We start from the raw sequence: 1634 nt of genomic DNA on the forward strand, positions 1-1634 counted from the left end.
ACATTTTTTACAGGTCTATATCTAAGAGAAATGTGGCTGAAGCCAAAAGAGAGAAACAACTTGTAAACCGTCAGCTGAAGCAGACGGCAAATAAACCTGTAATGGCTAATTGGTTGTGATAAGACAAGTTATATATGTGAAGATATGACACACCCCCTTCCCCCTCTCCAGAGGGGAGCCAGTTACAACCAGTTTATAATTAGATAGCTCAATTTTGATAATATTTGAACCTATAACATCCCCATTGTCATACCGACACATTGATTCATTATTGACAAATTATTCCAATGCAATTGACCTGCCCTTTGATTTACTTTTCGTATCTTTAGTCCCGGATTAAAAATCAAAGAAAGATGGCTAAAAGAAACATTTTATCTGTTCTATTCGCAGGTTTATTGGCCGGCAGTTGCTCAGGGCCGGAAGTGAGATTAGAAAAGATCAACCCATACGCAGTCCCACAAATCTCAATCGAAGAAGAGGTATTGGCCGATCTCCCGGACCTGTTCGCTCCTCCTCTGCATCTGCTGAACGATACATTACTCTGCCTGCTGAACTCGCAGGATGCCTCCTCCATCCGTATCTTTCAGACTACAGGCAAAGAAATGAACCAGTATACGCTAAAGAAGAAAGACACCGCCATCGTCATATCTCCCGACAAGAATTTACAGGCCCGACTCGAATATCTGAACCCGGCCAACAACGTCTATTACGAACTCGCTGTAGACCGCGGAGAAATGTCGATTGCCGATTTCACCCGCCTGCGGTTAGGTAAATTCTCCCCCAGCGAAGCGTTCAAGGTAGGCGATAAATTGTTTGTCGGTCTCGGCCCTTATCTCAAAGGGCTATTAAGTGTTTTCGACAAAGACAAGCAAAGCAAAGAAATCAACTTCTTTGGAAATTATCCCGTTGCCGGCACGGAATATCAATACCAGGAATACCTCGACTATTTTCAGGGACACCTGGCCCGGCACGACAACCAGTTCATATACGCCAGCACCTATTTCGGTTACATCGCCTCCTATTCTTACGAAAACGAGCGCTTGACCAAACAATGGGAAAAGCAAACGTCCGACTTCCTGTATCAAAGGGTAAACAACCGCATCGAATTTGATAGCCTTCACCACGAGGGATTCGGATGCATCACAGCCGGCAAAGAACATATTTACGCCTTCAGCCAATACCTGTCGGAAAAACAGATGAAAGAAAACGGAATATTAGTCTTCGACAAAAGCGGAAAGCTACTCTCCTGCCTCCGGATAAAAAACCCCGTCGTCTACCTGGTAACAGACAGCCATGAGGAAAACCTATATGCCGTCTCTTACGACATAGAAGAACAACATTTGTACCTAAGCAAATTAAAAACAACCCTATAAACCCACCGATTATATCACTCTACGATTACATCTGGAAAATAATGCTGCGTAAAATCCCTTACGAAAAAGAAGGCACCCTCTACACCGCAGGTCACAGGCATCTGGCCTTCTCCCGCAGCAGCATAAATTAACTGTAAAAACCAGGATAATCCCCAGGGCGACCGCACCAAAATTCCTCTAAAAAGTTTATCATTGCAAAATGAATACCTCTAATTATTTTTCAGAAGTGACAGATCCTCGTGTAACAGGTCGCTGTCTACA

The 1634-nt window shown here is 43.8% G+C and carries 1 protein-coding gene; it reads left to right on the plus strand.

What is annotated here, in order from left to right; genetic code table 11:
- The first annotated feature begins 353 nt into the window (after nt 1–353).
- Nucleotides 354–1373, plus strand: coding sequence for a hypothetical protein (locus tag DXA15_RS24920; protein ID WP_128135833.1), 1020 nt, complete (start codon nt 354–356; stop codon nt 1371–1373).
- Nucleotides 1374–1634: the final 261 nt, after the last annotated feature.

This window comes from Parabacteroides sp. AM58-2XD (assembly GCF_003463685.1).
In the GTDB taxonomy this organism is placed as follows: Bacteria; Bacteroidota; Bacteroidia; order Bacteroidales; family Tannerellaceae; genus Parabacteroides; species Parabacteroides segnis.